The organism is Nocardia sp. NPDC004860, from assembly GCF_040609015.1.
In the GTDB taxonomy this organism is placed as follows: Bacteria; Actinomycetota; Actinomycetes; order Mycobacteriales; family Mycobacteriaceae; genus Nocardia.
Map to the genome: position 1 here is coordinate 56,583 of NZ_JBEXJI010000013.1, position 22,710 is coordinate 79,292.

Here is a 22,710-nt window from a genome sequence, read left to right on the forward strand (position 1 = left end):
GTGAACCTTCTGTTTCAAGCTTTCGTATCTCTTGTTCTGTACGGAACAGGACGATAGATTGAACCGGCGGGTTCAATCAAGGGATTGTTCGACAGGAGATTCCAGTCATGACACAGACATTCGATGATCGGCTCGATCCGGCGCTCAGACGCCTGATCGCCGTGCTGCTGCTCGGCGGCGGTATGGGCATTCTGAGCGGCTCCATGGTGGCGGTGGCCACCGAGACGCTGTCACACGCGCTGAAGACCTCGCTCAGCACGGTCGGCTGGGTGTCCACCGGCTACCTGCTGGCCCTCACGGTGACCATCCCGGTGACCTCGTGGGCGGTGACCCGCATCGGCGGGCGCAAGCTCTGGCTGATCGGGTTGGGGCTGTTCCTGATCGGATCGCTCGGTTCGGGGCTCGCGCCGGAGGCCGGAACGCTGATCGCCTTCCGTATCGTGCAGGGGATCGGCGCGGGGATCGTCGACCCGCTCATGCTCATGCTGCTGGCCCTGGCGGCCGGACCCGGCCGGGCGGGCCGGGTCATGGGCATCATGGGCATCGTCGGGTCCAGCGGTCCGGTGTTCGGCCCCATCGTCGGCGGACTCATTCTCCGCCAATGGGATTGGCGGTGGATGTTCCTGGTGAGCGTACCGATCGTCCTGCTCGCGGTGGTGCTGTCGCTGCGCATCCTGCCCGCGGATCTGGCCGCGCCGCAGGGGATTCGGGCGCGGCTGGACCTGCTCGGCGTGGTGCTGATCGGGCCCGGCGCGGCCATCGCCGTGCTCGCGCTGACCCAGGCGGCCGAACGGCGCACCTTCGCGGCCTGGCAGGTACTGCTGCCACTCCTCGCGGGCGTGGTGCTGTTGATCGCCTACGGTGCGCACGCGCTCCGGCAGCGCGAGAACCCGCCGCTGATCGACCTGCGGCTGTTCACCCGGCGCAGCTTCAGCGCCAGCGTCATCGTCGGCGCCTTCGTCGGCGTGGCGACCTTCGCCAGCCTCTTCGCCATTCCGCTGTACCTGCAGGCCGTGCGCGGTCACGACGTGTTCCAGGCCGGGTTGCTGCTGGCGCCGCTGGGCGTCGGCGCGGCGGTGACCATGCCCTTCGCCGGCCGCTTCTCGGACCGATTGGGTTCGCGGGAACTGGCTTTCGCGGGCAGCGTGGTGACCTTGCTCAGCGCGGTGGGCTTCAGCCTGCTGGGCAGCCACACCCATGAGGTGTGGGTGGTGGTGGCGGGGTTCTTCATCGGCGTCGGAATGGGCGCGACCGGTGCGCCCATCCAGGGTGCGCTGTACCGGACCCTGCCGCCCGAGCAGGTTCCGCAGGGCAGCTCGGTGCTGTACATGCTCAACCAGCTCGGCGGCTCCGCCGGAATCGCGGTGGTGGCCTTGCTGATTCAGACGGCGGCGACGCCGCTGGCGGGCTTCCATCACGCCTACTACTGGATCTCCGGCTTCCTGGCGATCGGCACCCTGGCCACCCTGTTCCTACCCGGCAAGCCCGCCGCCGCACCGTCGATGGACGCGTCGGCCGCGCAGCCGACCGCCGTCCCGCAGGAGGCGTGAATGAAGACCATCGTGATCACCGGCGGCACCGACGGCATCGGCCGGTACCTCGCCGGCGTCTATGCCGGGCGCGGCGACCGAGTCGTCGTGATCGGCCGGCATCCGGAGAAGGGCGAGAGGTTCGCCGCGGCGGCGGGATCGAACGTGAGGTTCCTGCGCGCGGATCTGGATCTGCTGTCGGACAATCGGGCGCTGATCGAGGAGTTGCGGAACTCGTATCCGGTCCTCGACGCGCTGGTGCTGTGCGCGCGGTTCTATCGGTCCGCGCGCTACGAGACGCCCGAGGGCATCGAATCCACCTTCGCGCACTTCTACCTGAGCCGTTACCTGTTCGGTCACGAGCTGCGGGAGGCGTTGGAGCGCAGCGGCAATCCGGTCATCATGAACGTGGCCGGACCCGGAGCGGATCTGTCGGCCGTGCAGTGGAACGACATCCAGTTCGAGCGGTACTACAGCGGCGGCGCAGCCCTGGGGCAGGGCGGCAAGCTCAACGACCTGCTCGGTGTCTCGTTCGCTGCGCAGTACCCGGGTGGCAAGACTCGCTATGTGCTGGTGCACCCCGGCGTCACCGCGACTGGTCAGACCGGGGAGTACGACCCGGCGACGGCGCTGATGGTGGAGAACATGCGCCGGTTCGGCAAACCGATTCCGGCCGCGGCGAAGCCGATCGTGGACCTGATCGACGCCCCGCCCGCGGAGCCCTTGAGCGCGTTCGTCGAAGGCCGGCGGATCCCGATTCGTGGTCGCGGGTTCGACTCGAATGCCGCCGCCCGCTTGAACGAACTGACCAGCAAATTCTTGGCGTCGCACCGAGAGTCGGCCCGATAAAATACACCGCCGCCGGAGATCGAGCAAGAATATGGATCTGAGAAATGCATATTTAACTTTTCTCCAGGCCGAATTGTGGTTCACGTCACGCCGGGCCGAGTCGCAATTCATGGAGGTTCGGGTCAAACTGGAGGGAGATTGTCAACGGCGCGGCAGAGCGGCCGCATTCTATGATTCATCAACTTTGAATCGAATTTAGCATTTGATTTGAGAAGAACACCACGGGGTGGATTGTGGTCGATCAACAGCGCAACGGCAGGGCGCTACGTTTGTTGCGCCCGGAGCGAAGTGTCCGGGACGATGAGGGCCGAACACGCTGCGGTACCGATGCCGTTTGGTGTGAGCGACGTGATTCCAGACTACCCACTACCGTCCGCTACGTATCCGGAATGGATGCACGCGAGGTGCGACACCGTATCAGTGATGCCGATACGGTGTGCGGCGGATTGCAGGCGGTGTTATTCGCGTATTGCGGCGTGGATCGGCCGCTGGTAATTCAACAGGCCGAGCGGGTTTTGAACTCCGACATTCACGACCCGGCCGGCGACGGTATCTGGCTGGCATTGTCGGCCCTGATCCACGCCGACCGGCTCGTCGATGTCGCGGTCTACTGCGAGCAGATTCTGCGCCGCCCCGGTCGCGAGCTGCCCCGGGGCGTATTCGAGGCGGTGATCCTGGGCCGGGCCAGGGTGGACATCCTGACCGGACGGGCCTGCGCGGCCGTCGAGGAACTCACTTCGCTACTGGCGGAAGGGGTTTCGGTGCACCGTCGCGGTCTCGCGATGGCCTGGCTGCTGGAGGCGCTGGCCCAGCTCGGCGAGACCGGGCATGCCCATCAGCTGCTGCTGGGCGGGCGGCTCGGGTCGGTGGAGGAGTTGCCCGACGTGGGGCATCTGGCCGCGGCGCGCGGTGCGCTGCACTGGGCGGAGGGTGACATGGAGCGCTGCGTCGAGGCGTACCTCGAGTGCGGGCGGATCCTCACCTCGCTCAATGTGGTCAATCCCGCTGTCGTGCCGTGGCGTTCGCGCGCCTCGCTGGCCGCCTCCGTCATCGGGCGCTCCGATCTGGCGCTGGCCCTGGCCGAGGACGAACTCGCCGCGGCGCGGCAATGGGGTGCGCCGGGCACGGTGGGTGCGGCGCTGCACGCCCTCGGCATGGCCCGCCGCGACAGCCGGTCGATCACCGTGCTGGAGCGATCGATCGAACTACTGGAATTGGCGAATACCCGCTACGAACTGATCCCGGCGCTGTGCGATCTCGGCGTGCTCTACGCCGAACGCGACGACCTGAGCCGCTCTCGGGACGTCTTGCGGACCGTCTCGGATATCGCCGTCGGTGCGAAGAACAAAGCCTGGTTGAATCGGGTCGAATCGGTATTGCCGACCATCGACGGCAAGCAGGATACGGCCCGTCTGACGAAACAGGAACGCAAGGTCGCGCAGCTGGCATTGGAAGGCCACAGCAACAAGGCCATCGCCGAGACGATGTTTCTCACCGTGCGAACGGTCGAATTCCATCTGTCCAATGTCTACCGGAAACTGGATATCACCGGTCGGCGTGAGCTGCGCGGCAGGCTGAATCCCAGGGAATGTGCGTAATCTCCGTCAGACGTCTCATCCGGCGGCCGGGCGCTAGATTCGCTGTTCTGACCAACCGCAATTTCCGCCTGTTCGTCGCCGGCCAGATCGCGTCGGTGACCGGCACCTGGATGATGGTTGCCGCGCAGGATTGGCTCGTGCTCGACACGACGCACAATTCGGCGTTCGCACTGGCAATGCTGACTGTTTGCCAATTCTCGCCCGCGGTGTTCCTGCCCATGGTCGCCGGGGTGATCGCCGACCGAATGCCGAAGCGGAATATCCTCCTCGCCGCGAATACGATCGCCGCGGTCTTGACCTCGATCCAGGCGGGGCTGGTGGTCGCCGGCCGGGTGGAGTTGTGGCAGTTGTACGTGCTGGCGGGCGGCATCGGCGTGGTCAACGCGATCGAGACGCCGACCCGCATGGCATTCATCACCGAAATCGTCGGCGACGAGACGTTCCGGGACGCATCGTCATTGAGCGCGATGTACTTCAGCGTCGCGCAGTTGCTCGGACCGGCGGCGGCCGGTGTGATGATCGGAGCATTCGGGACGGGGTCGGCGCTGGCGGTGAATTCCGCGAGCTATCTGGCCACCGTCGCCGGGCTGTGGGCGATGCGTCCGGGGGAGTTGGTGCCGATCACCCGCGCCCGGCGGGAATCGACAGTGGCACAAGGTTTCCGGCACATTATCGACAACTCGGACATGATCCGTTCGGTGATTCTGCTCGCCGCGGTCGGTTTCTTCGCAATCAATCTCCGGGTGACCGCCCCGCTGCTGGCACGCACTGAATTCCACGCGACACCAACGGAATTCGGATTCATCACGGCGTCGATGGCGGGTGGATCGCTGTTCGCCGCGCTGTTCATCGGGGGACGTCACCGCCCGTCCTTCCGCGCCGCCGCGGGTTTCGCGGCCGTCCTGGGCGGCGCGGAAGTGGTGCTCGGATGGACGACCGTGCTGCCCGCGGCGCTGCTGCTGCTGTTCACATGTGGCATCGCGATGACCGCGTTCCTGCAATCCACCAACCATCACCTGCAGCTGAGCAGTCGCCCGGAGTTCCGGGGGCGGGTCATCGCGGTCTACACCATGATCATTCAGGGCATCACGCCCCTGGCCGCGCTCGCGGTCGGCGTGCTCGCGCATCGGATCGGTCTGCGGCCGGTGATCTGCGCCGGTGGTCTCGCGGCCGTGGTGTCGGCCCTGGGCACTGTGGCCGGTCACGGAAAACTGCGGCCGCACCCGTGGTCGCGGGTGTAAACCCTACGGGCCGACCACAGGGTTGCCGATTCGCCTTGATCGGCGCTACGACACCGTGCCAAGGTTTAGTTGCTTGGCGAACACTGTTGCAGCCGAAGCGAATTCGAACTTCTTAAACGGCCTGCCCGGCATCGTGGCCAGGGCTGTTCCCTGCGGTGGATCCGGGCCGAACGCTGTCCGCGAGAGGAATCGATCATGTCTGTCAGTACCCCGACCCGTGCGGATCTCGTCGAGCGCGCCGCCAAACTGGTGCCGCTGCTGCGCTCGCGGGGACGATGGATCGACGAGAACCGCCGGCTGCCCGAGGATGTCATCGCGGCGATCGAGGAGTCGGATCTGCTGCGGATGCAGGCACCGACACAGTACGGCGGTTACGAGTCGAGCATTCGCGCCTTCGTGGATGTGCTCGCCGAGATCGCCCGCGGCAACACCTCCGCGGCGTTCTGCATGTCCATCTACGCCTCGATCACCTGGATGACCGCGCTGTGGCCGGATGAGGCGCTGGACGAGCTCTTCGCCACGCCCCACGTGCGGGTCACCGGCACCACCGCGGCGAGCGGCACCGCGCGGCGGGTGGACGGCGGCTACCTGCTCAACGGCCGGTGGGGCTTCAACAGCGGTGTGCTGCACGCACAGTGGAAGATCTCGGCGGCGATGCCCGCCGAGCCCGACGCGGAGCCGGTGCCGATCTTCGCCCTGGTGCCGATCGCCGATCTGGAGATCGTCGACGACTGGTACACCAACGGGCTGGAGGGCTCGGGCAGCGTGACCACGGTGGCCGAGGACGTCTTCGTCCCCGATCACCGTGTGATTACCGGCCAGGACTTCTACCAGGGCCGCATCCTCTCGGCCCGCAATGCCTCCAAGCCCGGTTTCGCGACGCCGGTGCTGGTCTCGATGGCGGCCATGCAGACCGGCCAGATCGTCGGCGCCGCCCGCGCGGCCCTGTCCGGTTTTCTCGAGCGACTGCCGGGCCGCCCCATCATCTACACCGACTACGCCAGTCAGCGCGATGCCCCGGTGACCCACCTGCAGGTGGGCGAGGCCGCCCTGCTCATCGAGGATGTGGAGTCGCGCGCACAGCGTTTCGCCGACCTGGTCGATGCCAAGGCCGCGGCCGGGGAGCAATGGTCCCAGCACGAGCGGGTCGTGTCCCGGGTGCAGATCGGGTGGATCGCCAAGCAGGCCAAGCAGGCCGTCGAGATCCTGGCGCAGGCCAGCGGCGGCTCCTCGATCCAGCGCGAGGTGCCGATCACGCGGCTGCAGCGCGACATCCACGCCATCTCGCTGCACGGGATGATCACGCCCGGCGTGAACATCGAGCTGTATGGCAGAACCCTGGCGGGTTTGGAACCCAACACCGTCTACCTGTGACAGTTGTTGGACTACAGGGGAATTCAGCGATGCGAAAAGTACTGATTGCCAATCGGGGCGAGATCGCGGTGCGGATCGCCCGGGCCTGCCGGGACGAGGGGCTGACCAGCGTGGCGGTCTACGCCGACCCTGATCGCGATGCCCCGCACGTGCGGCTGGCCGACGAGGCGTACGCGCTGGGCGGGGACACACCCGCGACGAGTTATCTCCTCGCCGAGAAGATCCTGCGGGCGGCCGCGGACTCGGGCGCGGACGCCGTCCATCCCGGGTACGGATTCCTTTCGGAGAACGCCGATTTCGCGCAGGCGGTGGTCGACGCCGGACTGGTGTGGATCGGCCCGCCGCCCGCGGCCATTCGCGAACTCGGCGACAAGGTCGCCGCCCGGCGCATCGCGCAGCAGGTGGGCGCGCCGCAGGTGCCGGGCACCCCGGATCCGGTGGACAGTGCCGCGGAGGCGGTGCGGTTCGCCGACGAGCACGGCCTGCCCATCGCCATCAAGGCGGCCTTCGGAGGCGGCGGCCGCGGCCTGAAGGTCGCCCGCACGCGGGCGGAGATCCCCGAGCTGTTCGATTCGGCCGTGCGCGAGGCGGTGTCGGCGTTCGGTCGCGGTGAGTGTTTCGTCGAGCGTTATCTCGACCGGCCGCGTCATGTCGAAACCCAATGTCTGGCAGATGTATTCGGCGATGTCGTGGTCGTCTCGACGCGCGACTGCTCGCTGCAGCGCCGGCATCAGAAACTGGTCGAGGAGGCGCCCGCGCCCTTCCTGACCCCGGCGCAGCGCGCCGAACTCCACCGCGCCTCCAAGGCGATCCTGGGGCGCGCCGGATATGTGGGCGCGGGCACCTGCGAGTTCCTCATCGGCCGCGACGGCGTCATCTCCTTTCTCGAGGTCAACACTCGCCTGCAGGTCGAGCACCCGGTGACCGAGGAGGTGACCGGTATCGACCTGGTGCGGGAGATGTTCCGGATCGCGCGCGGCGAGCCGCTGGGCTACCACGATCCGAGCCCGCGCGCTCACTGCCTGGAGTTCCGGATCAACGGCGAGGATCCCGGCCGGAACTTCCTGCCCTCGCCCGGTGTCGTGACGAGCTTCGCGCCGCCGACGGGTCCCGGGGTCCGGCTCGACAGCGGCGTCGAGTCGGGCACCGTGATCGGCCCGGCCTGGGATTCGATGCTGGCCAAGCTCATTGTCACCGGCGCTACCCGCGCACAGGCGCTGCGGCGGGCCGCTCGCGCGCTGGCCGAGTTCGAGATCACGGGCATACCGACGACCCTGTCGTTCCATCGTGCGGTGGTCGCCGATCCGGCCTTCACCGACGAGCCCTTCGCCGTGCACACCCGGTGGATCGAAACCGAATTCGTCAACGACCTCGAACCACAGACCGTCGGCGCCGCCGAACCCGAGACCACCGAGCGCGAGACCGTCGTGGTCGAGATCAGCGGTCGGCGATTGGAAGTCTCGCTGCCCACGACCATCGGCCCGGCCGGACGGCCGACGCCGGTACGCCGACCGGCCCGTGCCGCCCACCGGCCCGTGCGCGCGGCATCGGCGGCCGAACTGGTCTCACCCATGCAGGGGACGATCGTGAAAGTCGCTGTCGCGGAGGGCGAAAGGGTTGAGACCGGGGATCTGATCGTGGTCATCGAGGCCATGAAGATGGAGCAGCCGCTCACCGCCCACCGGGCGGGTGTGGTGCGCGACCTGGCGGCCGGGATCGGCGCGACGATCGGGGCCGGTGCCCCCGTGTGCCGCCTCGACGACACCGAGAGCAGCGCCGCATGAACGCGATTCGGGAGGCGGAGATGGACGCTTCGGTCGTGATCGTCGGAGCCGGCCCGGCCGGGCTCATGCTGGCCGGTGAACTGCGCCTGGTCGGTGTGGATGTGATTGTGCTGGAACGGCTTTCCGAACGCAGCGGGGAATCCCGGGGCATCGGGCTGACCCTGCGGACCATGGAGGTGCTCGACCAGCGCGGGCTGCTGTCCCGCTTCGGTCCGCTCGAGACCAGCTCGGCCGGGCACTTCGGCGGCATCCCGCTGGACATGGGCGTGCTGGGAGCCCCGATCGAGGCCGCGCGGACGGTGCCGCAGTCGGTGACCGAAACCGTGCTCGAGTCCTGGGCACGGGGGCTGGGTGCGGATATCCGCCGGGGTCACGAGTTCGCCGGACTCGAGGCCGGCGACGATCACGTCACCGTTCATGTGAGCGAACGGCCTTCGCTGACAGCGGAATACGTGATCGGCTGCGACGGCGGGCGCAGTGCGGTGCGCAAGACCGCGGGGTTCGACTTCCCGGGCACGGCGGCCACCACCGAGCTGTACCTGGCCGACATCCGCGGTGTCGAGCTGCCGCCGCGGATGATCGGCGAACAGGTGCCGGGCGGGATGGTCATGTCGGCGCGCATGCCGAACGGCGTGCACCGCATCATCGTCAACGAACGTGGCGTGCCGCCGCAGCACCGGAGCGCGCCGCCGGCCTTCGGGGAGGTCGCCGATATCTGGAAACGCCTGACCGGCATCGACATCTCCCACGCGGAACCGGTGTGGGTCAGCGTCTTCGGCGACGCCGCCCGCCTGGTGACGCAGTATCGGCGCGGCCGGGTGCTGCTGGCCGGGGATGCCGCGCACGTCCACCTGCCCGCCGGTGGGCAGGGCATGAACACCAGCATTCAGGACGCGGTCAATCTGGGCTGGAAACTGGCTGCGGTACTGCGTGGTTCGGCTCCACCCGAGCTGCTGGACACCTATCACTCCGAGCGGCACGAGGTCGGCCGCCGACTGCTCGCCAACACCCGGGCCCAGAGTCTGTTCATTCTGGGTGGTGAGGAGGTCTCGCCCCTGCGGGACGTCGTGGCGGAACTGCTCGCGTATCCGGAGGTCGAGCGCCAGCTGGCCGCCCGGGTCAGCGGGCTCGACATCCGCTACGACGTGGGCAGTGGTTCGCATCCGCTGCTGGGTGCCCGACTGCCGCGAATTCCGTTGTCACGCAACCGGCACGCGGTCGACAGTGCCGAGCTGCTGCGTTCCGGCCGGGGCGTGCTGCTGGATCTGGCCGACAATCCCGCACTCCGCCACCGCGCGTCGGACTGGCTCGACCGCGTCGACGTCGTCACCGCGACACCGCCGCCGTTCGACGCCACCGATCCGCTGGCCGGCACCACCGCCGTCCTGCTGCGACCCGACGGCCATATCGCCTGGGCCGCCCCGGGCAGCGATCACGACCTGCCGATGGCCCTGACCCGCTGGTTCGGGTCCGCTCGATGAAATCCAAAGGAGAACAACCATGTTCAGCACCCTCATCGTGGCTCGCATGGAGCCCGCGCTGGCCGGGGACGTCGCCGGATTGTTCGGCGAGTTCGACACCACCGAGATGCCGCATCTGATGGGCACCCGCCGCCGGCAACTCTTCCACTACCACGGCCTGTATTTCCATCTGCAGGACTTCGATTCCGACAACGGCGGCGCACGCATCGAGGACGCCAAGGCCGATCCGCGCTTCGTGAAGATCAGCGAGGATCTCGAGCCGTTCATCGACGCCTATGATCCGCAGACCTGGCGCTCGCCCGCCGACGCCATGGCGCGTCGCTTCTACACCTGGAGTGCGCAGTGAGCGCCGGGCGGCGCGTGGTGATCACCGGCATCGGGGTCACCGCGCCCGGGGGAGTGGGCACCAAGAACTTCTGGGACCTGATCTCCAACGGCCGCACCGCGACCCGGCGGATCTCCATGTTCGACGCGTCGGCGTTCCGTTCCCAGGTCGCGGCCGAGATCGACTTCGATGCCGAACTGCACGGGCTCAGCCCCCAGGAGATCCGCCGCATGGACCGGGCCGCGCAGCTGGCGGTCGTCACCGCCCGGGAGGCGATCGCCGACAGCGGACTGGAATTCGACGCCATGGACCCCTATCGCACCGGTGTCACCATCGGCAGCGCGGTCGGGGCGACCATGGGCCTGGATCAGGAGTACCGGACGGTCAGTGACGGCGGCCGACTGGAATTGGTGGATCACCGCTATGTGGTGCCGCACCTGTACAACTACTTCGTCCCCAGTTCGTTCGCCGCCGAGGTGGCGTGGGCGGTGGGCGCGCAGGGGCCGACGACGGTGGTGTCCACCGGATGCACCTCGGGACTGGACGCGGTCGGCTATGCGGCCGAGGTGATCCGCGAGGGCAGCGCCGACATCATGGTGGCGGGCGCTACCGATGCGCCGATCAGCCCGATCACCGTGGCCTGCTTCGACGCGATCAAGGCGACCACGCCGCGCAACGACGATCCCGAGCACGCGTCGCGCCCCTTCGACGCCAGCCGCAACGGGTTCGTGCTCGGCGAGGGCGCGGCGGTGTTCGTCCTCGAGGAGCTCGAGAGCGCACGCCGGCGCGGCGCCACCCTCTACGCCGAATTCGCCGGGCACGCCACGCGTTCCAATGCCTTCCACATGACCGGGTTGCGGCCCGACGGCAAGGAGATGGCCGAGGCCATCCGGGTCGCGCTGGCCGAGGCGCGGATCAACGGCGACGAGATCGACTACATCAACGCGCACGGCTCGGGAACCAAACAGAACGACCGGCACGAGACCGCGGCCTTCAAGCGCAGCCTCGGGGACCACGCGTATCGCACACCGGTCAGCTCGATCAAGTCGATGGTCGGGCACTCGCTCGGCGCGATCGGGTCGATCGAGATCGCGGCCTCGGTGCTGGCGCTGGTGAACAATGTGGTGCCGCCGACGGCCAACCTGCACAACCCGGACCCCGAATGCGATCTGGACTACGTGCCGGTGACCGCGCGCGACCACGAGGTCGACGTCGTGTTGTCGGTGGGCAGCGGATTCGGTGGCTTCCAGAGCGCAGTCGTGCTGGCCGATCCCCACCGGGCGGAGCGATGACCGCGACCGTGGTGACCGGGCTCGGGGTGGCCGCGCCCACCGGTCTCGGGCTGGAGAAGTATTGGAGCGCAACGCTGTCGGGTACGCCCGGCATCGGCCGGATCAGCCGGTTCGATCCGACGTCGTACCCGGCCCAGCTGGCCGGGGAGATCACCGGGTTCGTCGCGGAGGACCACCTGCCGAGCAGACTGCTGCCGCAGACCGACCGCATGACCCGCATCGCGTTGGTCGGTGCGGACTGGGCGCTGGCCGATGCCGGGGTGCGGCCCGCGGAGCTGGCGGAGTATTCCGCGGGCGTGATCACCGCGAGCCATTCGGGCGGTTTCGAGTTCGGGCAGAACGAATTGCGGGCGCTGTGGAGCAAGGGCGGCGAATATGTCAGCGCCTACCAGTCGTTCGCGTGGTTCTACGCGGTGAACAGCGGTCAGATCTCCATCCGCCACGGACTGCGCGGCCCGACCAGTGTGGTTGTCAGTGATCAGGCCGGTGGCCTGGATGCGGTCGCGCAGGCGCGCAGGCAGATTCGCAAGGGCACCAGCCTGGTGATCTCAGGCGCGATCGACGCCTCGGTGTGCCCGTGGGGATGGGTGGCCCAGCTCGCGGGCGGCGGCCTGAGCACGGTCACCGATCCGGGCCGGGCCTACCTGCCCTTCGACGCCGAGGCCAGCGGCTACGTCCCCGGTGAGGGCGGCGCGCTGCTGGTGCTCGAGGATGCCCGGCACGCCGCCGAGCGCGGTGCGCCCCGGATCTACGGCGAAATCGCCGGGCACGCGGCGACTCTCGACCCGCGACCCGACAGCGGCTGCCCGCCCGGCTTGCGGCGGGCCATCGAATTGGCGCTGCTCGACGCCGGCAACGAGCCCGGCGATATCGACGTGGTGTTCGCCGACGCGGCCGGTATCCCCGAACTCGATCGCATCGAGGCCGAGGCCATCGGCGCGGTGTTCGGGGCGCGCGCGGTCCCGGTGACCGCGCCCAAAACCATGACGGGACGGCTGTATTCGGGTGCGGCCCCCCTGGATGTGGCCGCCGCGCTGCTGAGCGTCCGCGACGGCGTCATCCCGCCCACGATCGGCACCGCGCCGGTTGCGGACTACGGGCTGGACCTGGTCACCACGGCCCGACCGGCGACGGTGCGCACCGCGATGATCATCGCCCGCGGCGCGGGCGGTTTCAATTCCGCCCTGGTCGTGCGCGGGCCCGAATCGATCCGAGACCACTGAAGCGAAACACCGAAAGGCAGTCTCATGGCACGAGTATTCACCCTGGACGATCTGCGTCGCATTCTGCGCGAGGGCTCCGGCGAGACCGGTGAGCTGGACGGCGACATCGAACACATCGAATTCGAAGCCCTCGGCTACGAATCGCTGGCGCTGCTGGAAACCACCGGCCGGATCAAACGGGAATTCGGCGTCGCGCTCGACGACGACGCGGTAGTGGCGGCCACCACCCCGGGCGCACTGGTGGCGCTCGTCAACGACCAGCTGCTCGCGGCGTGAGCGCGGGGAGGGAAAACGTCATGTCCCAGGACAATCGCGTGGCACTGGTGACCGGAGCCACCAGCGGAATCGGCCTGGCCTCGGTGCGACAGCTGGCGGCACACGGGCATCGGGTCTACCTGTGCGCCCGTGACAAGGAGGCGGTCACCGACACCGTCGCGCAGCTGCGCGGCGAGGGGCACGACGTGGACGGCACCGCCGCGGATGTGCGCTCCGGCGAGGACATCTCGGCGCTGGTGCGGGCCGCGGTGGAGCGGTACGGCAGCATCGACGTGCTGGTCAACAACGCCGGCCGCAGCGGCGGCGGGGTGACGGCCGACATCGCCGACGACCTGTGGTTCGACGTGATCGCCACCAATCTGCACAGCGTCTTCCTGGTGACCCGGGAAGTGCTGAATTCCGGTGGCATGCGGGACAAGTCGCGCGGCCGGATCATCAATATCGCCTCCACCGCGGGCAAGCAGGGCGTGGTGCTGGGCGCGCCCTATTCGGCGTCCAAACACGGTGTCGTCGGGTTCACCAAGGCGCTCGGCAACGAGCTCGCCCCGACGGGCATCACGGTCAACGCCGTCTGCCCGGGCTATGTGGAAACGCCGATGGCCCAACGGGTTCGGGCGGGATACGCCGACGCGTGGGACACCAGTGAAGAGGCCATCCTCGAGAAGTTCCGGGCCAAGATCCCGCTGGGCCGATACTCGAGCCCGGAGGAGGTGGCTGGTCTGGTCGGCTACCTGGCCTCGGACCTCGCGGCCTCGATCACCGCGCAGGCCCTCAATGTCTGCGGTGGACTGGGCAATTTCTGATTCGGCGAAGCGCTAGGAGTACCAATGAATTCACCCATCCGTGAGGTCGAGCACGCCATCGCCGTGCGGGCTCCCGCCCGTGAGGTCTATCGGATGCTGGCCGAGGTGGAGAACTGGCCCCGGCTGTTCCCGCCCTCGGTCTACGTGGACTGCCTCGAGCGCAGGGGCAACGAGGAACGCATCCGGATCTGGGCGACCGCCAACGGCGAGGCCAAGAACTGGACCTCGCACCGGGTGCTGGACCCCGACGGCCTGCGGATCACCTTCGCGCAGGAGGTGTCCGCGCCGCCGGTGGCGCAGATGAGCGGCACCTGGATCATCGAGGACGGCGGCGACGGGAACACGCGGTTGCGGCTGCTGCACACCTACCGGGCCATCGACGACGACCCGGCGGGACTGGACTGGATCGAGAAGGCGGTCGACGAGAACAGCAGGGCCGAGTTGCCCGGCCTCAAAGCGGCTGTCGAGGCAGCGGTTTCGACCACCGAGTTGACGCTGTCGTTCGTCGACTCCATCCGGGTCGACGGATCGGCGAGCGACGTCTACGACTTCATCAACGAGGCCGATCGGTGGACCGAACGGCTGCCGCACGTCGCGACCGTGAAGCTGACCGAGGACACCCCGGGCCTGCAGGTGCTGCGCATGGACACCCTCACCAAGGACGGTTCCAGCCACACCACCGAATCGGTGCGCGTGTGCTTCCCGCACCACCGCATCGCCTACAAGCAGACCACGCTGCCCGCGCTGATGGACCTGCACACCGGGTACTGGCAGTTCGACCAGAACGCCGACGGCTCGACGACGGCGTCGTCGCAGCACACGGTGATCATCAAGCCGGACCGGATCACCGACGTGCTCGGCCCCGACGCCGGTGTCGAGGAGGCGCGGCTGTTCATCCGGGATGCGTTGGGCGCCAACAGCCGTGCGACCCTGAACCACGCCAGGGCCTACGCGGAAGCGCGGCGTTGAGCGATGTCGACCGACAGCGGTTTCGAGGCGGACGTGGCGATCGTCGGCGCGGGCCCGGTGGGCCTGCTGCTGGCGGGCGATCTCGCCGACGGCGGCCTGCGGGTCGTCGTGCTCGAGCGACTCGTCGCGCCCACGACCGAATCGCGGGCATCGACCCTGCACGCCCGGACCATGGAACTGCTCGGTGAGCGCGGGATCCTCGGTCGCCTGGGCCGGCTGTCCGGGGGCGGGCCCGGGCACTTCGGTGGGCTGCGACTGGATCTGACCGCCGCCGATCCGGCGCATCCCCATGCGGGGCAATGGAAATGCCCGCAGGCCCGGCTCGAGGCCGTGCTGGCCGAGCGCGCCATCATGGCCGGTGCGCGGATCCGGCGTGGCTGCCGGGTCGCCGATCTGATCGCGCACGCCGACCGTGTCCGGCTCGAGGCGGTGCTGTCGGATGGCGAAAACACCAGTGTCACGGCCGATTACGTCGTCGGGTGTGACGGCGAGGACAGTACGGTGCGCGACCTGGGCGGCTTCCATTTCGCCGGATTCGCCGCCACCAAGGAGATGTTGCGCGCCGACGTGGCGGGGATCGACATCCCCGCACGCCGATTCGAGCGACTCTCCGACGGGCTGGCGACGGCGGCGCGCTGGCCCGACGGCAGTACCCGGGTGATGGTGCACCTCTACGGTGCCGAGCCTGTCGAACGCGGTGAACCCGACTTCGAGGAGATCGTGGCCGCCTGGGCGAAGGTCACCGGCGAGTCCATCGCACACGGAACTCCCCTGTGGCGCAATGCCTTCGACAACACCAGTCGGCAGGTGACGCGGTATCGCCGCGGCCGGGTCCTGCTGGCGGGCGATGCGGCGCATCGGCAGATGCCGGTCGGCGGGCAAGCCCTCAACCTGGGGCTGCAGGACGCCGCCGAGCTCGCCGGACGACTCATCGCCGCCGCCACCGGCGTCGCCGGTGACGCCGCGCTCGACGGATACGACCGCGAGCGGCATCGGGTGGGCGCCCGCACCCTCACCAATATCCGGGCGCAGACACTGCTGCTCCTGGGTGGTCCGGAGGTCGAACCGGTCCGGGAACTGTTCACCGAACTCATGGAATTCGAGCCGGTGCGGGCACACCTGGCCCGCATGATCAGCGGCCTGCCCGACCCGGAGGCCGACCGGCGCAGCACAGCTCGCACGAACGAGGAGACCACGCACATGGGCAGTTTGACCAGCAAGACGGCACTGGTGACCGGCGCGAGCCGAGGCATCGGCCGCGCGATCGCGCGGCAGCTGGCCGCCAAGGGCGCACTGGTAGCGGTGCACTACGCCGGCAACGAGGCCGCCGCGCAGGAGACCGTCGAACTCATCGAGAAGGACGGCGGACGAGCGTTCTCCGTGCGCGCCGTGCTCGGAGTGCCCGGCGACGTGCACCAGCTGTTCCTCGGCCTGGAGCAAGGGTTGAAGGAGCGCACCGGTGAGACTTCACTCGACATCCTCGTCAACAACGCCGGTGCCACCACACCGGCGGGTGTGATGCCCGAAGACGTCACCCCCGAGGACTTCGATCAGCTGTTCGCGGTCAACGCCAAGGCCCCGTTCTTCATCGTGCAGCGGGCGCTCGGACTGCTGTCGGACGGCGGCCGGATCATCAACATCTCCTCCGGGCTGACCCGTTTCGCCAATCCCGAGCAGGTCGCGTACTCGATGACCAAGGGCGCGGTCGAACAGCTCACCCTGCATTTCGCCCGTCATCTCGCGCCCCGCGGCATCACGGTCAACAGCGTCGCGCCGGGCATCACCAACAACGGGAGCGCGGTCTTCGACATCCCCGAGGCCGTGGCGCAGATGTCGCAGCTGTCGGCGTTCAAGCGGGTCGGCGAGGCCGTCGACGTCGCCGATGTCGTGGCCTTCCTGGCCACCGACGAGGCGCGCTGGATCACCGGGGCGTTCCTCGACGCCACCGGCGGCACCCTGCTCGGCTGATCGCCGAGATCCGCTGTCCACCAGGAGATTCCATGACTACCGTGCACGAACCCGCTCTATTCGCCGATCGGCTCACCGAACTCGGTGAGCGCAAACAGCAGGCCCGCTCGGGGCCGGATCCCTCGGCCACCGCACGCCAGCACGACAAGGGGAAGCTGACCGCCCGCGAGCGCATCGACGTGCTGCTGGACCCGGGCACCTTCGTCGAGGTCGAACCCTTGCGCAGGCACCGCGCGACCGGATTCGGGCTCGAGGCCAAGCGGCCCTACACCGACGGCGTGATCACCGGATGGGGTCTGGTCGACGGTCGCACGGTCTTCGTGTACGCCAGTGACTTCCGGATCTTCGGCGGCGCGCTCGGCGAGGCGCACGCGCAGAAGATCCACAAGATCATGGACATGGCGGTCACCGCGGGAGCGCCGCTGGTGTCGCTGAACGACGGTGCGGGCGCCCGCATTCAGGAAGGTGTCTCGGCGCTCGCGGGTTACGGCGGGATCTTCCGGCGCAATACCCGGGCCTCGGGGGTGATTCCACAGATCAGCGTGATGCTGGGGCCGTGCGCGGGCGGCGCGGCGTACTCGCCGGCGCTCACCGACTTCGTCTTCGTCGTGCGCGAGATCTCCCAGATGTTCATCACCGGCCCGGATGTGGTGCGCACGGTGACCGGCGAGGAGGTCACCCACAATGAGCTCGGCGGCGCCGATGTGCACGGGACGCGTTCGGGGGTGGCGCATTTCGTCCATGACGACGAGGAGACCTGCCTCGGCGAGGTGCGTCTGCTGCTGTCGCTGTTGCCGAGCAACAATCGTGAGCTGCCGCCCGTGGCCTACACCGATGATCCGTCGGATCGGCAGACCGGCCGGGTGCTGGAGCTGGTGCCATTGGATGGCAACCGGCCCTACGACATTCGCGAGGTGATCGGCGAGATCGTCGATGACGGCGACTACCTGGAGGTCCAGTCGCAGTGGGCCGCGAACCTGGTGTGCGCCCTGGCCCGGCTGGACGGTCAGGTGATCGGTGTGGTCGCCAGCCAGCCGATCCGGCTGGCGGGCGTGCTCGACATCAACGCCAGTGAGAAGGGCGCGCGCTTCGTGCAATTCTGCGACGCGTTCAACATTCCGCTGCTGACCCTGGTCGACGTGCCGGGATTCCTGCCCGGGGTGGACCAGGAGCACGCGGGCATCATCCGGCGCGGCGCGAAACTGCTCTACGCCTACTGCAACGCCACCGTGCCGCGCATCTCGCTGATTCTGCGCAAGGCGTACGGCGGCGCGTACATCGTCATGGATTCCCTCAGCATCGGCGCGGACCTGGCGCTGGCCTGGCCGACGAACGAAATCGCCGTCATGGGCGCGGAAGCCGCCGCCGATGTGGTGTTCCGCCGCGAGATCTCGGCCGCCGAGGACCGCGACGCCACCCGGGATCGGAAGATCACGGAGTACCGGCGCGAGTTGGTGCATCCCTACTATGCCGCCGAGCGCGGACTGATCGACGACGTCGTCGACCCGCGCGACACCCGGACCGTGTTGATTCGCGCGTTCGCCATGCTGGCGGGCAAGGACACCGACCTGCCCCGCCGCAAGCACGGGAATCCACCGCAGTGAGCGCCGAGGAGCAGGTGTTCCTGCGCATCGAGAAGGGGCACGTCGATCCCGCCGAGCTCGCCGTGCTGACGGCCCTGCTGTATCCGAGAAGCCAAGTGGTGCAGCCTGAGTCGCCGCCATCGCGGCCGACGGCACGCTGGCGGCGGCTCGAGCGTCACCGGGCGTTCGGGGATCCCCGGGCCTGGACCACCACCGGCCACTGACCCATCCGACGCCGAAGAACGGAGTGCACCAATGGAAGTCGGACTGCTGTTCGATCTGCGCAACCCCGCGCAATGGCACCGCCCCTGGGCCGATCACTACGCTCGCACCCTGGAGTACTGCGAGGAAGCCGATCAGCGTGGCGCGGGCGGTGTCTGGTTCACCGAACATCATCTTTTCGAGGACGGCTATCTGCCGCAGCCGCTGACCTTCGCCGCGGCGGCCGCCGCGCGCACCCGCCGGGTCCGCATCGGCACCGCGGTCGTACTACCCGCGTTGCGCAAACCCGCGCAACTGGCCGAGGAGGCCGCGCTGGTCGATCTGATCAGCGGAGGACGGCTCGAACTCGGGCTCGGCGCGGGTTACCGCGTGCCCGAATATCGGCTCTTCGACGCGGAATTCGGGCGTCGGTTCGCCCGGACCGGGGAGACGATCGAGGAGGTGCGGCGGCTGTGGAGCAGCGGCGGCATCACGCCGGGGCCGATTCAGGATCCGGTTCCGCTGTGGGGCGGCTTCTACGGTCCCCGGGGCGCACGGCTGGCGGGCAAGCTCGGCATCGGGTTGCTGCACATCTCCCGCGAGTTGTTCCCGCTCTATCGGGAGGGCTTGATCGAAGGCGGCCACGATCCGGCCACCGCGCGGGTCTCCGATCTGCTGCCGGTGATGCTGGCCGACGACCCGGAGTCGGCGTGGGCGCGCATCGCCCCGCATCTGGCCTACCAGATGAATTCGTACCGGCAGCTTTCGGTGGAGGGCACCGATCAGCCCCGGCCACCCCTGCTGCACGCCGAGGACGTGCGGCAGCGGCCCGCAGACGGATCGTGGGGCCTGCTCGAGATCATGACCCCCGAGCAGGCCGTCGAGCGGATTCACGAGCGGGTGGGCGGACTTCCCGTGCGGCACTTGATCTTCTGGGCGAGCATCGCCGGCATGCCGGATGACCTGGTGGTCCGCAATATCGAACTGGTCAGCCAGCGGCTCCGGCCGCTGCTGCGGGAGAGGCTCACCGCGCAACGGCAGGAGGTGAGCACCGGTGGCTGAATCGGCGACCGTGTCCGCGCCGGCGCGGTGGGACGCGCGCCAGTGGCAACTGCTGATCGTCCTGTCCGGCAACATGATTCTCGACGCGATCGAGGTGTCGATCGTCCTGCCCGCCCTGCCGACCACCGCGGCGCAGTTGCACCTGTCGACGTGGACGGCTCAGTGGCTGATGAGCGGCTTCGCGCTGGGCTTCGCGGCACTGTTGGTGCCGGGCCGGGGACTCGTCGCTCGATATGGGCGGCGGCGGGTCTATCTCGGCGCGATGGCGGTTTTCGCGGTGGCCTCGGTCCTCGGCGGAACGAGTTCGAGTATCGGCGTACTGATCGCGACACGGGTGGTGAAGGGTGGGGCGGCGGCGTTGACCGCGCCGGCCGGGCTCGCAGTGATCGCGGCGGAATTTCGGGACGGCGCACCGCAACAGCGCGCCGTGTCGATCTACGCGCTGTTCGGTGCGGCCGGATTCACCGCCGGGCTGCTGCTATCGGGCGCGCTGACCGCCGTGGATTGGCACCTGGTATTCGTCTTCCCGGCTCCGGTGGCGGCCGCCTTGCTCCTGCTGGGCTGGCGCGTGTTCCCCGATTCGCCGACCGGTCCGACGCCGCAGGTCCCAATCGCCCTGCTACGCAACAGATCACTGATGCTGACCGCGGTTGGAGCGGCGACGCTGAATGCCGGCTACATCTGCCTGCTGCTGGTGGTCACGCTGCAAGTGCGTGCGGGTCTGGGCTGGTCGGCGGCTCAGACGGCGTTCGCTCTGCTGCCCGCGTGTCTGCCGCTGACCCTGTCCACGCCCTATGCGGCCCGGCTTGCGAGCCGCTTCGGGCCGACGAACCTGATTCTGGGCGGGGCCGTCGCCGCCGCCTCGGCCGAACTGCTCTGGCTCATGGAGCCCTCCGTGCGCAGTTATCTGATTCCGGTGCTGCCGGTGCTGGTGCTCGTCGAATTCGGGTTCGTGCTGTCGTTCGCCGCGCTGAACATGCGGGCCACCGCTGCGGTGACCGCGGCCGAACGCGCCTCGGCGGTGCCGCTCTATCAGACGGCGGTGCAGCTCGGCGCGGCGCTGTCGCTGCCGATAGTCGTTGCGCTGGCCACGGTTTCGGCTCGGATCGCCGCGGCGGCCATCGCGGTGACCGGGCTCGCCGGGGTCGGCGCGGCACTGCTCGCCCAACGAAAGGTACTGCCATGACACCACTGCATCTGGCCATCGTCGTCGGTAGCGTCCGAGACGGGCGGGTCGGGCCGACGATCGCGGAGTGGTTCGCCGGTGAAGTCGCGGCGCATACCGCCTTCACCGTCGAGATCCTGGATCTGCTCGAATACCCGCTGCCGTTGGTGATGCCCGCTCCGGGCGAATCGGCTGCGCCGGAGACGGTTTCGGTGCGTGACGCCCTCGCGATGCGATTGGCCGCCGCCGACGCGTACGTGATCGTGACCCCGGAATACAACCACACCTTTCCCGCGGCGCTGAAGAACGCCATCGACTGGATCTACGAGGAATGGGCCGCCAAGCCAACGGGATTCATCTCCTACGGGGGGATGAGCGGCGGCCTGCGGGCCGTCGAACACCTGCGTCACGTCTTCGCCGAACTGCACGGCGTCACCGTGCGCGAGTCGCTGAGCTTCCACAAGGTGTGGCAGCAGTTCGACGGGGTGCAACCCCGCGACCGCGAGGAAACGGCGCTCGCGGCCAAGACGATGTTGGACCGCCTGCTCTGGTGGGGTGGCGCGCTGCGCGACGCGCGGTCGAAATCCCCCTATGAACGCTGAGCCGGAAAGGAATTCGATGAATCCGCCTGTCGCGTCAGTATCCAGTCGGATGCTCGACGTCTATCGATCCGATGCCCACTCGGCATTCGTCTCCTACCGCTACGCCCCGAACGAGGAGGCGGCGCGGACCATGCTGTCCCAGATCTGCGACCAGTGGGAACACGCGGCGTGGCCCGAAGGGTTGCTGTCGTTCGGCAGCTATCTCAGCACCGACAACGATGCCGTTCTCACCTATGCGCAGGCCGCCTCCGGTGACTGCTATCGCCCCTTCGTGCGCACGCTGTCCGGTCCCGCACAGGCGGAGCCGGTCGAATACCGCCTGCTGCGCAGTGTCCGCGCCGGTGCCCGGACCGCACCCGGTTGCATGATCATCGCCATGTTCGACGTGGACGGCCCGGATCGCCAGACCGCCATCATCGACTCACTCGAACAGACCCTGGAGCGATCGCCGTGGCCGACGGGCATGCTGTCGGCCAACTTTCACGCCAGCGTCGACGGCACCCGGGTACTGAACTATGCCGAATGGGTTTCCGATGAAGCCCATATCGCCTTCCTCGCCGGCGCGACCCGGCAGGCGACGCTGCGCACATCCCACAGCCTGCCCGGCGTGCGCCCCATCGGCTTTCGCCGCTATCACCTCCACCGCACTCTCACTCGCTGAGATTGGTTCGGCACCAAGGAGTTCCATCATGTCGGTCGCATCCACCGCGCGCCTGGTCATCGACCGCCGTGGCGTGGTCACCGCCCTCGTCACCACCGCACCCGCCGCTGGGCCCGAGGACCAATTCCGCATCGCGACAGCGGTTGTCGACCATTGGCATCGCGTGGGCTGGCCGCCCGGTCTGGTCTCGGTGAGCTGCTTCTGCAATATCGATGGCGGATCGGTGCTGGTCTATCAGCAGTGGTCCGATATCGAAGCGGCCCATCAGGCGCTGCGGGACCCGACGGGCATCTGCCGTGTGCCGGGCGTCGAAGCCCAGCCGCCCGTGGAGTACCGCCTGTATCGGACGGTGCCGGGCAATGGCGTCTCGAATCCGCCGCCGCCGGTGGTGTGCTTTCCGGTGGCCTTCTTCATCGTCGAATCCGGTGAATCCGGACGCGCCAAGATCGACGAGATGCTGGCCGCGGAGGAGGCCAAGGCCGGCACCCGCCGCGAATATCCGGGCGGGGTCGCCGCGCACATGCATGTAAGTGCCGATGACAGAAGCGTTTTCGTGTTCTCGGAATGGGCGTCGGTGGAGGAGCACACGGCGCACCTCGAGGATCTGTGGGAGGACCTGCTGGCCGAGGGTGGGCATCGAGCCCTCGAAGCGGGCAAGCCGCCAACCGGGGATCGATACCACCACTATGCGACCAAGACCGCGGTCCACGAATGAAGAGGGTCC

General features: G+C 68.4%; 21 protein-coding genes. All 21 read left to right on the forward strand.

Annotation, left to right across the window (positions count from 1 at the left end; all coding sequences use genetic code 11):
- Positions 1-107: 107 nt before the first annotated feature.
- The 21 genes from ABZV44_RS23400 to ABZV44_RS23500 all read left to right on the forward strand — a co-directional run bounded on the left by ABZV44_RS23400 (position 108) and on the right by ABZV44_RS23500 (position 22,701).
- Complete coding sequence (locus tag ABZV44_RS23400; RefSeq protein ID WP_354839895.1) at positions 108-1,550, forward strand: DHA2 family efflux MFS transporter permease subunit; 1,443 nt, start codon at positions 108-110, stop codon at positions 1,548-1,550.
- Positions 1,551-2,378, forward strand: coding sequence for an SDR family NAD(P)-dependent oxidoreductase (locus tag ABZV44_RS23405; RefSeq protein WP_354839898.1), 828 nt, complete (start codon positions 1,551-1,553; stop codon positions 2,376-2,378).
- A gap of 515 nt (positions 2,379-2,893) precedes the next feature.
- Entirely contained in the window at positions 2,894-3,976 is a 1,083-nt protein-coding gene (locus ABZV44_RS23410) for a LuxR C-terminal-related transcriptional regulator (RefSeq protein WP_354839901.1), read from the forward strand.
- Positions 3,967-5,217, forward strand: coding sequence for an MFS transporter (locus ABZV44_RS23415; RefSeq protein WP_354839903.1), 1,251 nt, complete (start codon positions 3,967-3,969; stop codon positions 5,215-5,217). Before ABZV44_RS23410 ends, ABZV44_RS23415 begins: the two co-directional genes overlap by 10 nt.
- Positions 5,218-5,412: 195 nt before the next feature.
- Positions 5,413-6,591, forward strand: a complete 1,179-nt coding sequence (locus ABZV44_RS23420; protein ID WP_354839906.1) for an acyl-CoA dehydrogenase family protein — start codon at positions 5,413-5,415, stop codon at positions 6,589-6,591.
- A 29-nt stretch (positions 6,592-6,620) separates the two neighbouring features.
- On the forward strand, positions 6,621-8,375 hold the full coding sequence (locus ABZV44_RS23425) for a biotin carboxylase N-terminal domain-containing protein (protein ID WP_354839909.1): 1,755 nt from the start codon (positions 6,621-6,623) through the stop codon (positions 8,373-8,375).
- Positions 8,372-9,856: an FAD-dependent monooxygenase gene (locus tag ABZV44_RS23430; RefSeq protein ID WP_354839911.1), complete on the forward strand. Its 1,485-nt coding sequence runs from the start codon at positions 8,372-8,374 to the stop codon at positions 9,854-9,856. The genes ABZV44_RS23425 and ABZV44_RS23430 overlap by 4 nt, the downstream gene beginning before the upstream one ends.
- A 19-nt stretch (positions 9,857-9,875) precedes the next feature.
- Positions 9,876-10,202: a TcmI family type II polyketide cyclase gene (locus ABZV44_RS23435; RefSeq protein WP_354839914.1), complete on the forward strand. Its 327-nt coding sequence runs from the start codon at positions 9,876-9,878 to the stop codon at positions 10,200-10,202.
- Positions 10,199-11,473, forward strand: coding sequence for a beta-ketoacyl-[acyl-carrier-protein] synthase family protein (locus ABZV44_RS23440; protein ID WP_354839917.1), 1,275 nt, complete (start codon positions 10,199-10,201; stop codon positions 11,471-11,473). Before ABZV44_RS23435 ends, ABZV44_RS23440 begins: the two co-directional genes overlap by 4 nt.
- On the forward strand, positions 11,470-12,696 hold the full coding sequence (locus tag ABZV44_RS23445; RefSeq protein WP_354839919.1) for a ketosynthase chain-length factor: 1,227 nt from the start codon (positions 11,470-11,472) through the stop codon (positions 12,694-12,696). Before ABZV44_RS23440 ends, ABZV44_RS23445 begins: the two co-directional genes overlap by 4 nt.
- Positions 12,697-12,720: 24 nt before the next feature.
- The gene (locus ABZV44_RS23450; protein ID WP_354839922.1) at positions 12,721-12,972 is read left to right on the forward strand and encodes an acyl carrier protein; all 252 of its coding nucleotides are present in this window, start codon (positions 12,721-12,723) and stop codon (positions 12,970-12,972) included.
- Between the two features lie 20 nt (positions 12,973-12,992).
- Entirely contained in the window at positions 12,993-13,775 is a 783-nt protein-coding gene (gene fabG, locus ABZV44_RS23455; RefSeq protein WP_354839925.1) for a 3-oxoacyl-ACP reductase FabG, read from the forward strand.
- A gap of 24 nt (positions 13,776-13,799) precedes the next feature.
- Positions 13,800-14,744, forward strand: coding sequence for an aromatase/cyclase (locus ABZV44_RS23460; RefSeq protein WP_354839927.1), 945 nt, complete (start codon positions 13,800-13,802; stop codon positions 14,742-14,744).
- A 3-nt stretch (positions 14,745-14,747) separates the two neighbouring features.
- Positions 14,748-16,712: an SDR family oxidoreductase gene (locus tag ABZV44_RS23465; protein ID WP_354839930.1), complete on the forward strand. Its 1,965-nt coding sequence runs from the start codon at positions 14,748-14,750 to the stop codon at positions 16,710-16,712.
- A 32-nt stretch (positions 16,713-16,744) separates the two neighbouring features.
- Positions 16,745-18,316: an acyl-CoA carboxylase subunit beta gene (locus ABZV44_RS23470; protein WP_354839933.1), complete on the forward strand. Its 1,572-nt coding sequence runs from the start codon at positions 16,745-16,747 to the stop codon at positions 18,314-18,316.
- Positions 18,313-18,519, forward strand: a complete 207-nt coding sequence (locus ABZV44_RS23475; RefSeq protein WP_354839936.1) for an acyl-CoA carboxylase subunit epsilon — start codon at positions 18,313-18,315, stop codon at positions 18,517-18,519. Before ABZV44_RS23470 ends, ABZV44_RS23475 begins: the two co-directional genes overlap by 4 nt.
- 31 nt (positions 18,520-18,550) lie before the next feature.
- A complete protein-coding gene (locus ABZV44_RS23480) occupies positions 18,551-19,558 on the forward strand; it encodes an LLM class flavin-dependent oxidoreductase (RefSeq protein ID WP_354839939.1) in 1,008 nt (335 codons plus the stop codon).
- On the forward strand, positions 19,551-20,744 hold the full coding sequence (locus ABZV44_RS23485; protein WP_354839942.1) for an MFS transporter: 1,194 nt from the start codon (positions 19,551-19,553) through the stop codon (positions 20,742-20,744). The genes ABZV44_RS23480 and ABZV44_RS23485 overlap by 8 nt, the downstream gene beginning before the upstream one ends.
- Positions 20,741-21,325, forward strand: coding sequence for an NAD(P)H-dependent oxidoreductase (locus tag ABZV44_RS23490; protein ID WP_354839945.1), 585 nt, complete (start codon positions 20,741-20,743; stop codon positions 21,323-21,325). The genes ABZV44_RS23485 and ABZV44_RS23490 overlap by 4 nt, the downstream gene beginning before the upstream one ends.
- A 49-nt stretch (positions 21,326-21,374) precedes the next feature.
- Positions 21,375-21,986 (forward strand): hypothetical protein, encoded by a 612-nt coding sequence (locus tag ABZV44_RS23495; protein WP_354839948.1) that lies wholly within the window; start codon positions 21,375-21,377, stop codon positions 21,984-21,986.
- Between the two features lie 28 nt (positions 21,987-22,014).
- The gene (locus ABZV44_RS23500) at positions 22,015-22,701 is read left to right on the forward strand and encodes a hypothetical protein (RefSeq protein WP_354839951.1); all 687 of its coding nucleotides are present in this window, start codon (positions 22,015-22,017) and stop codon (positions 22,699-22,701) included.
- Positions 22,702-22,710 lie beyond the last annotated feature (9 nt).

Excerpts from the sequence above, each read along its gene's own strand:
- ABZV44_RS23420 (WP_354839906.1), top strand. The coding sequence starts at position 5,413 with ATGTCTGTCAGTACCCCGACCCGTGCGGATCTCGTCGAGCGCGCCGCC.
- ABZV44_RS23435 (WP_354839914.1), top strand. The coding sequence starts at position 9,876 with ATGTTCAGCACCCTCATCGTGGCTCGCATGGAGCCCGCGCTGGCCGGG.
- ABZV44_RS23430 (WP_354839911.1), top strand. The coding sequence starts at position 8,372 with ATGAACGCGATTCGGGAGGCGGAGATGGACGCTTCGGTCGTGATCGTC.
- ABZV44_RS23490 (WP_354839945.1), top strand. The coding sequence starts at position 20,741 with ATGACACCACTGCATCTGGCCATCGTCGTCGGTAGCGTCCGAGACGGG.
- fabG (WP_354839925.1), top strand. The coding sequence starts at position 12,993 with ATGTCCCAGGACAATCGCGTGGCACTGGTGACCGGAGCCACCAGCGGA.
- ABZV44_RS23460 (WP_354839927.1), top strand. The coding sequence starts at position 13,800 with ATGAATTCACCCATCCGTGAGGTCGAGCACGCCATCGCCGTGCGGGCT.
- ABZV44_RS23400 (WP_354839895.1), top strand. The coding sequence starts at position 108 with ATGACACAGACATTCGATGATCGGCTCGATCCGGCGCTCAGACGCCTG.
- ABZV44_RS23405 (WP_354839898.1), top strand. The coding sequence starts at position 1,551 with ATGAAGACCATCGTGATCACCGGCGGCACCGACGGCATCGGCCGGTAC.
- ABZV44_RS23495 (WP_354839948.1), top strand. The coding sequence starts at position 21,375 with ATGCTCGACGTCTATCGATCCGATGCCCACTCGGCATTCGTCTCCTAC.
- ABZV44_RS23450 (WP_354839922.1), top strand. The coding sequence starts at position 12,721 with ATGGCACGAGTATTCACCCTGGACGATCTGCGTCGCATTCTGCGCGAG.
- ABZV44_RS23480 (WP_354839939.1), top strand. The coding sequence starts at position 18,551 with ATGGAAGTCGGACTGCTGTTCGATCTGCGCAACCCCGCGCAATGGCAC.
- ABZV44_RS23415 (WP_354839903.1), top strand. The coding sequence starts at position 3,967 with ATGTGCGTAATCTCCGTCAGACGTCTCATCCGGCGGCCGGGCGCTAGA.
- ABZV44_RS23465 (WP_354839930.1), top strand. The coding sequence starts at position 14,748 with ATGTCGACCGACAGCGGTTTCGAGGCGGACGTGGCGATCGTCGGCGCG.
- ABZV44_RS23445 (WP_354839919.1), top strand. The coding sequence starts at position 11,470 with ATGACCGCGACCGTGGTGACCGGGCTCGGGGTGGCCGCGCCCACCGGT.
- ABZV44_RS23425 (WP_354839909.1), top strand. The coding sequence starts at position 6,621 with ATGCGAAAAGTACTGATTGCCAATCGGGGCGAGATCGCGGTGCGGATC.
- ABZV44_RS23500 (WP_354839951.1), top strand. The coding sequence starts at position 22,015 with ATGTCGGTCGCATCCACCGCGCGCCTGGTCATCGACCGCCGTGGCGTG.
- ABZV44_RS23470 (WP_354839933.1), top strand. The coding sequence starts at position 16,745 with ATGACTACCGTGCACGAACCCGCTCTATTCGCCGATCGGCTCACCGAA.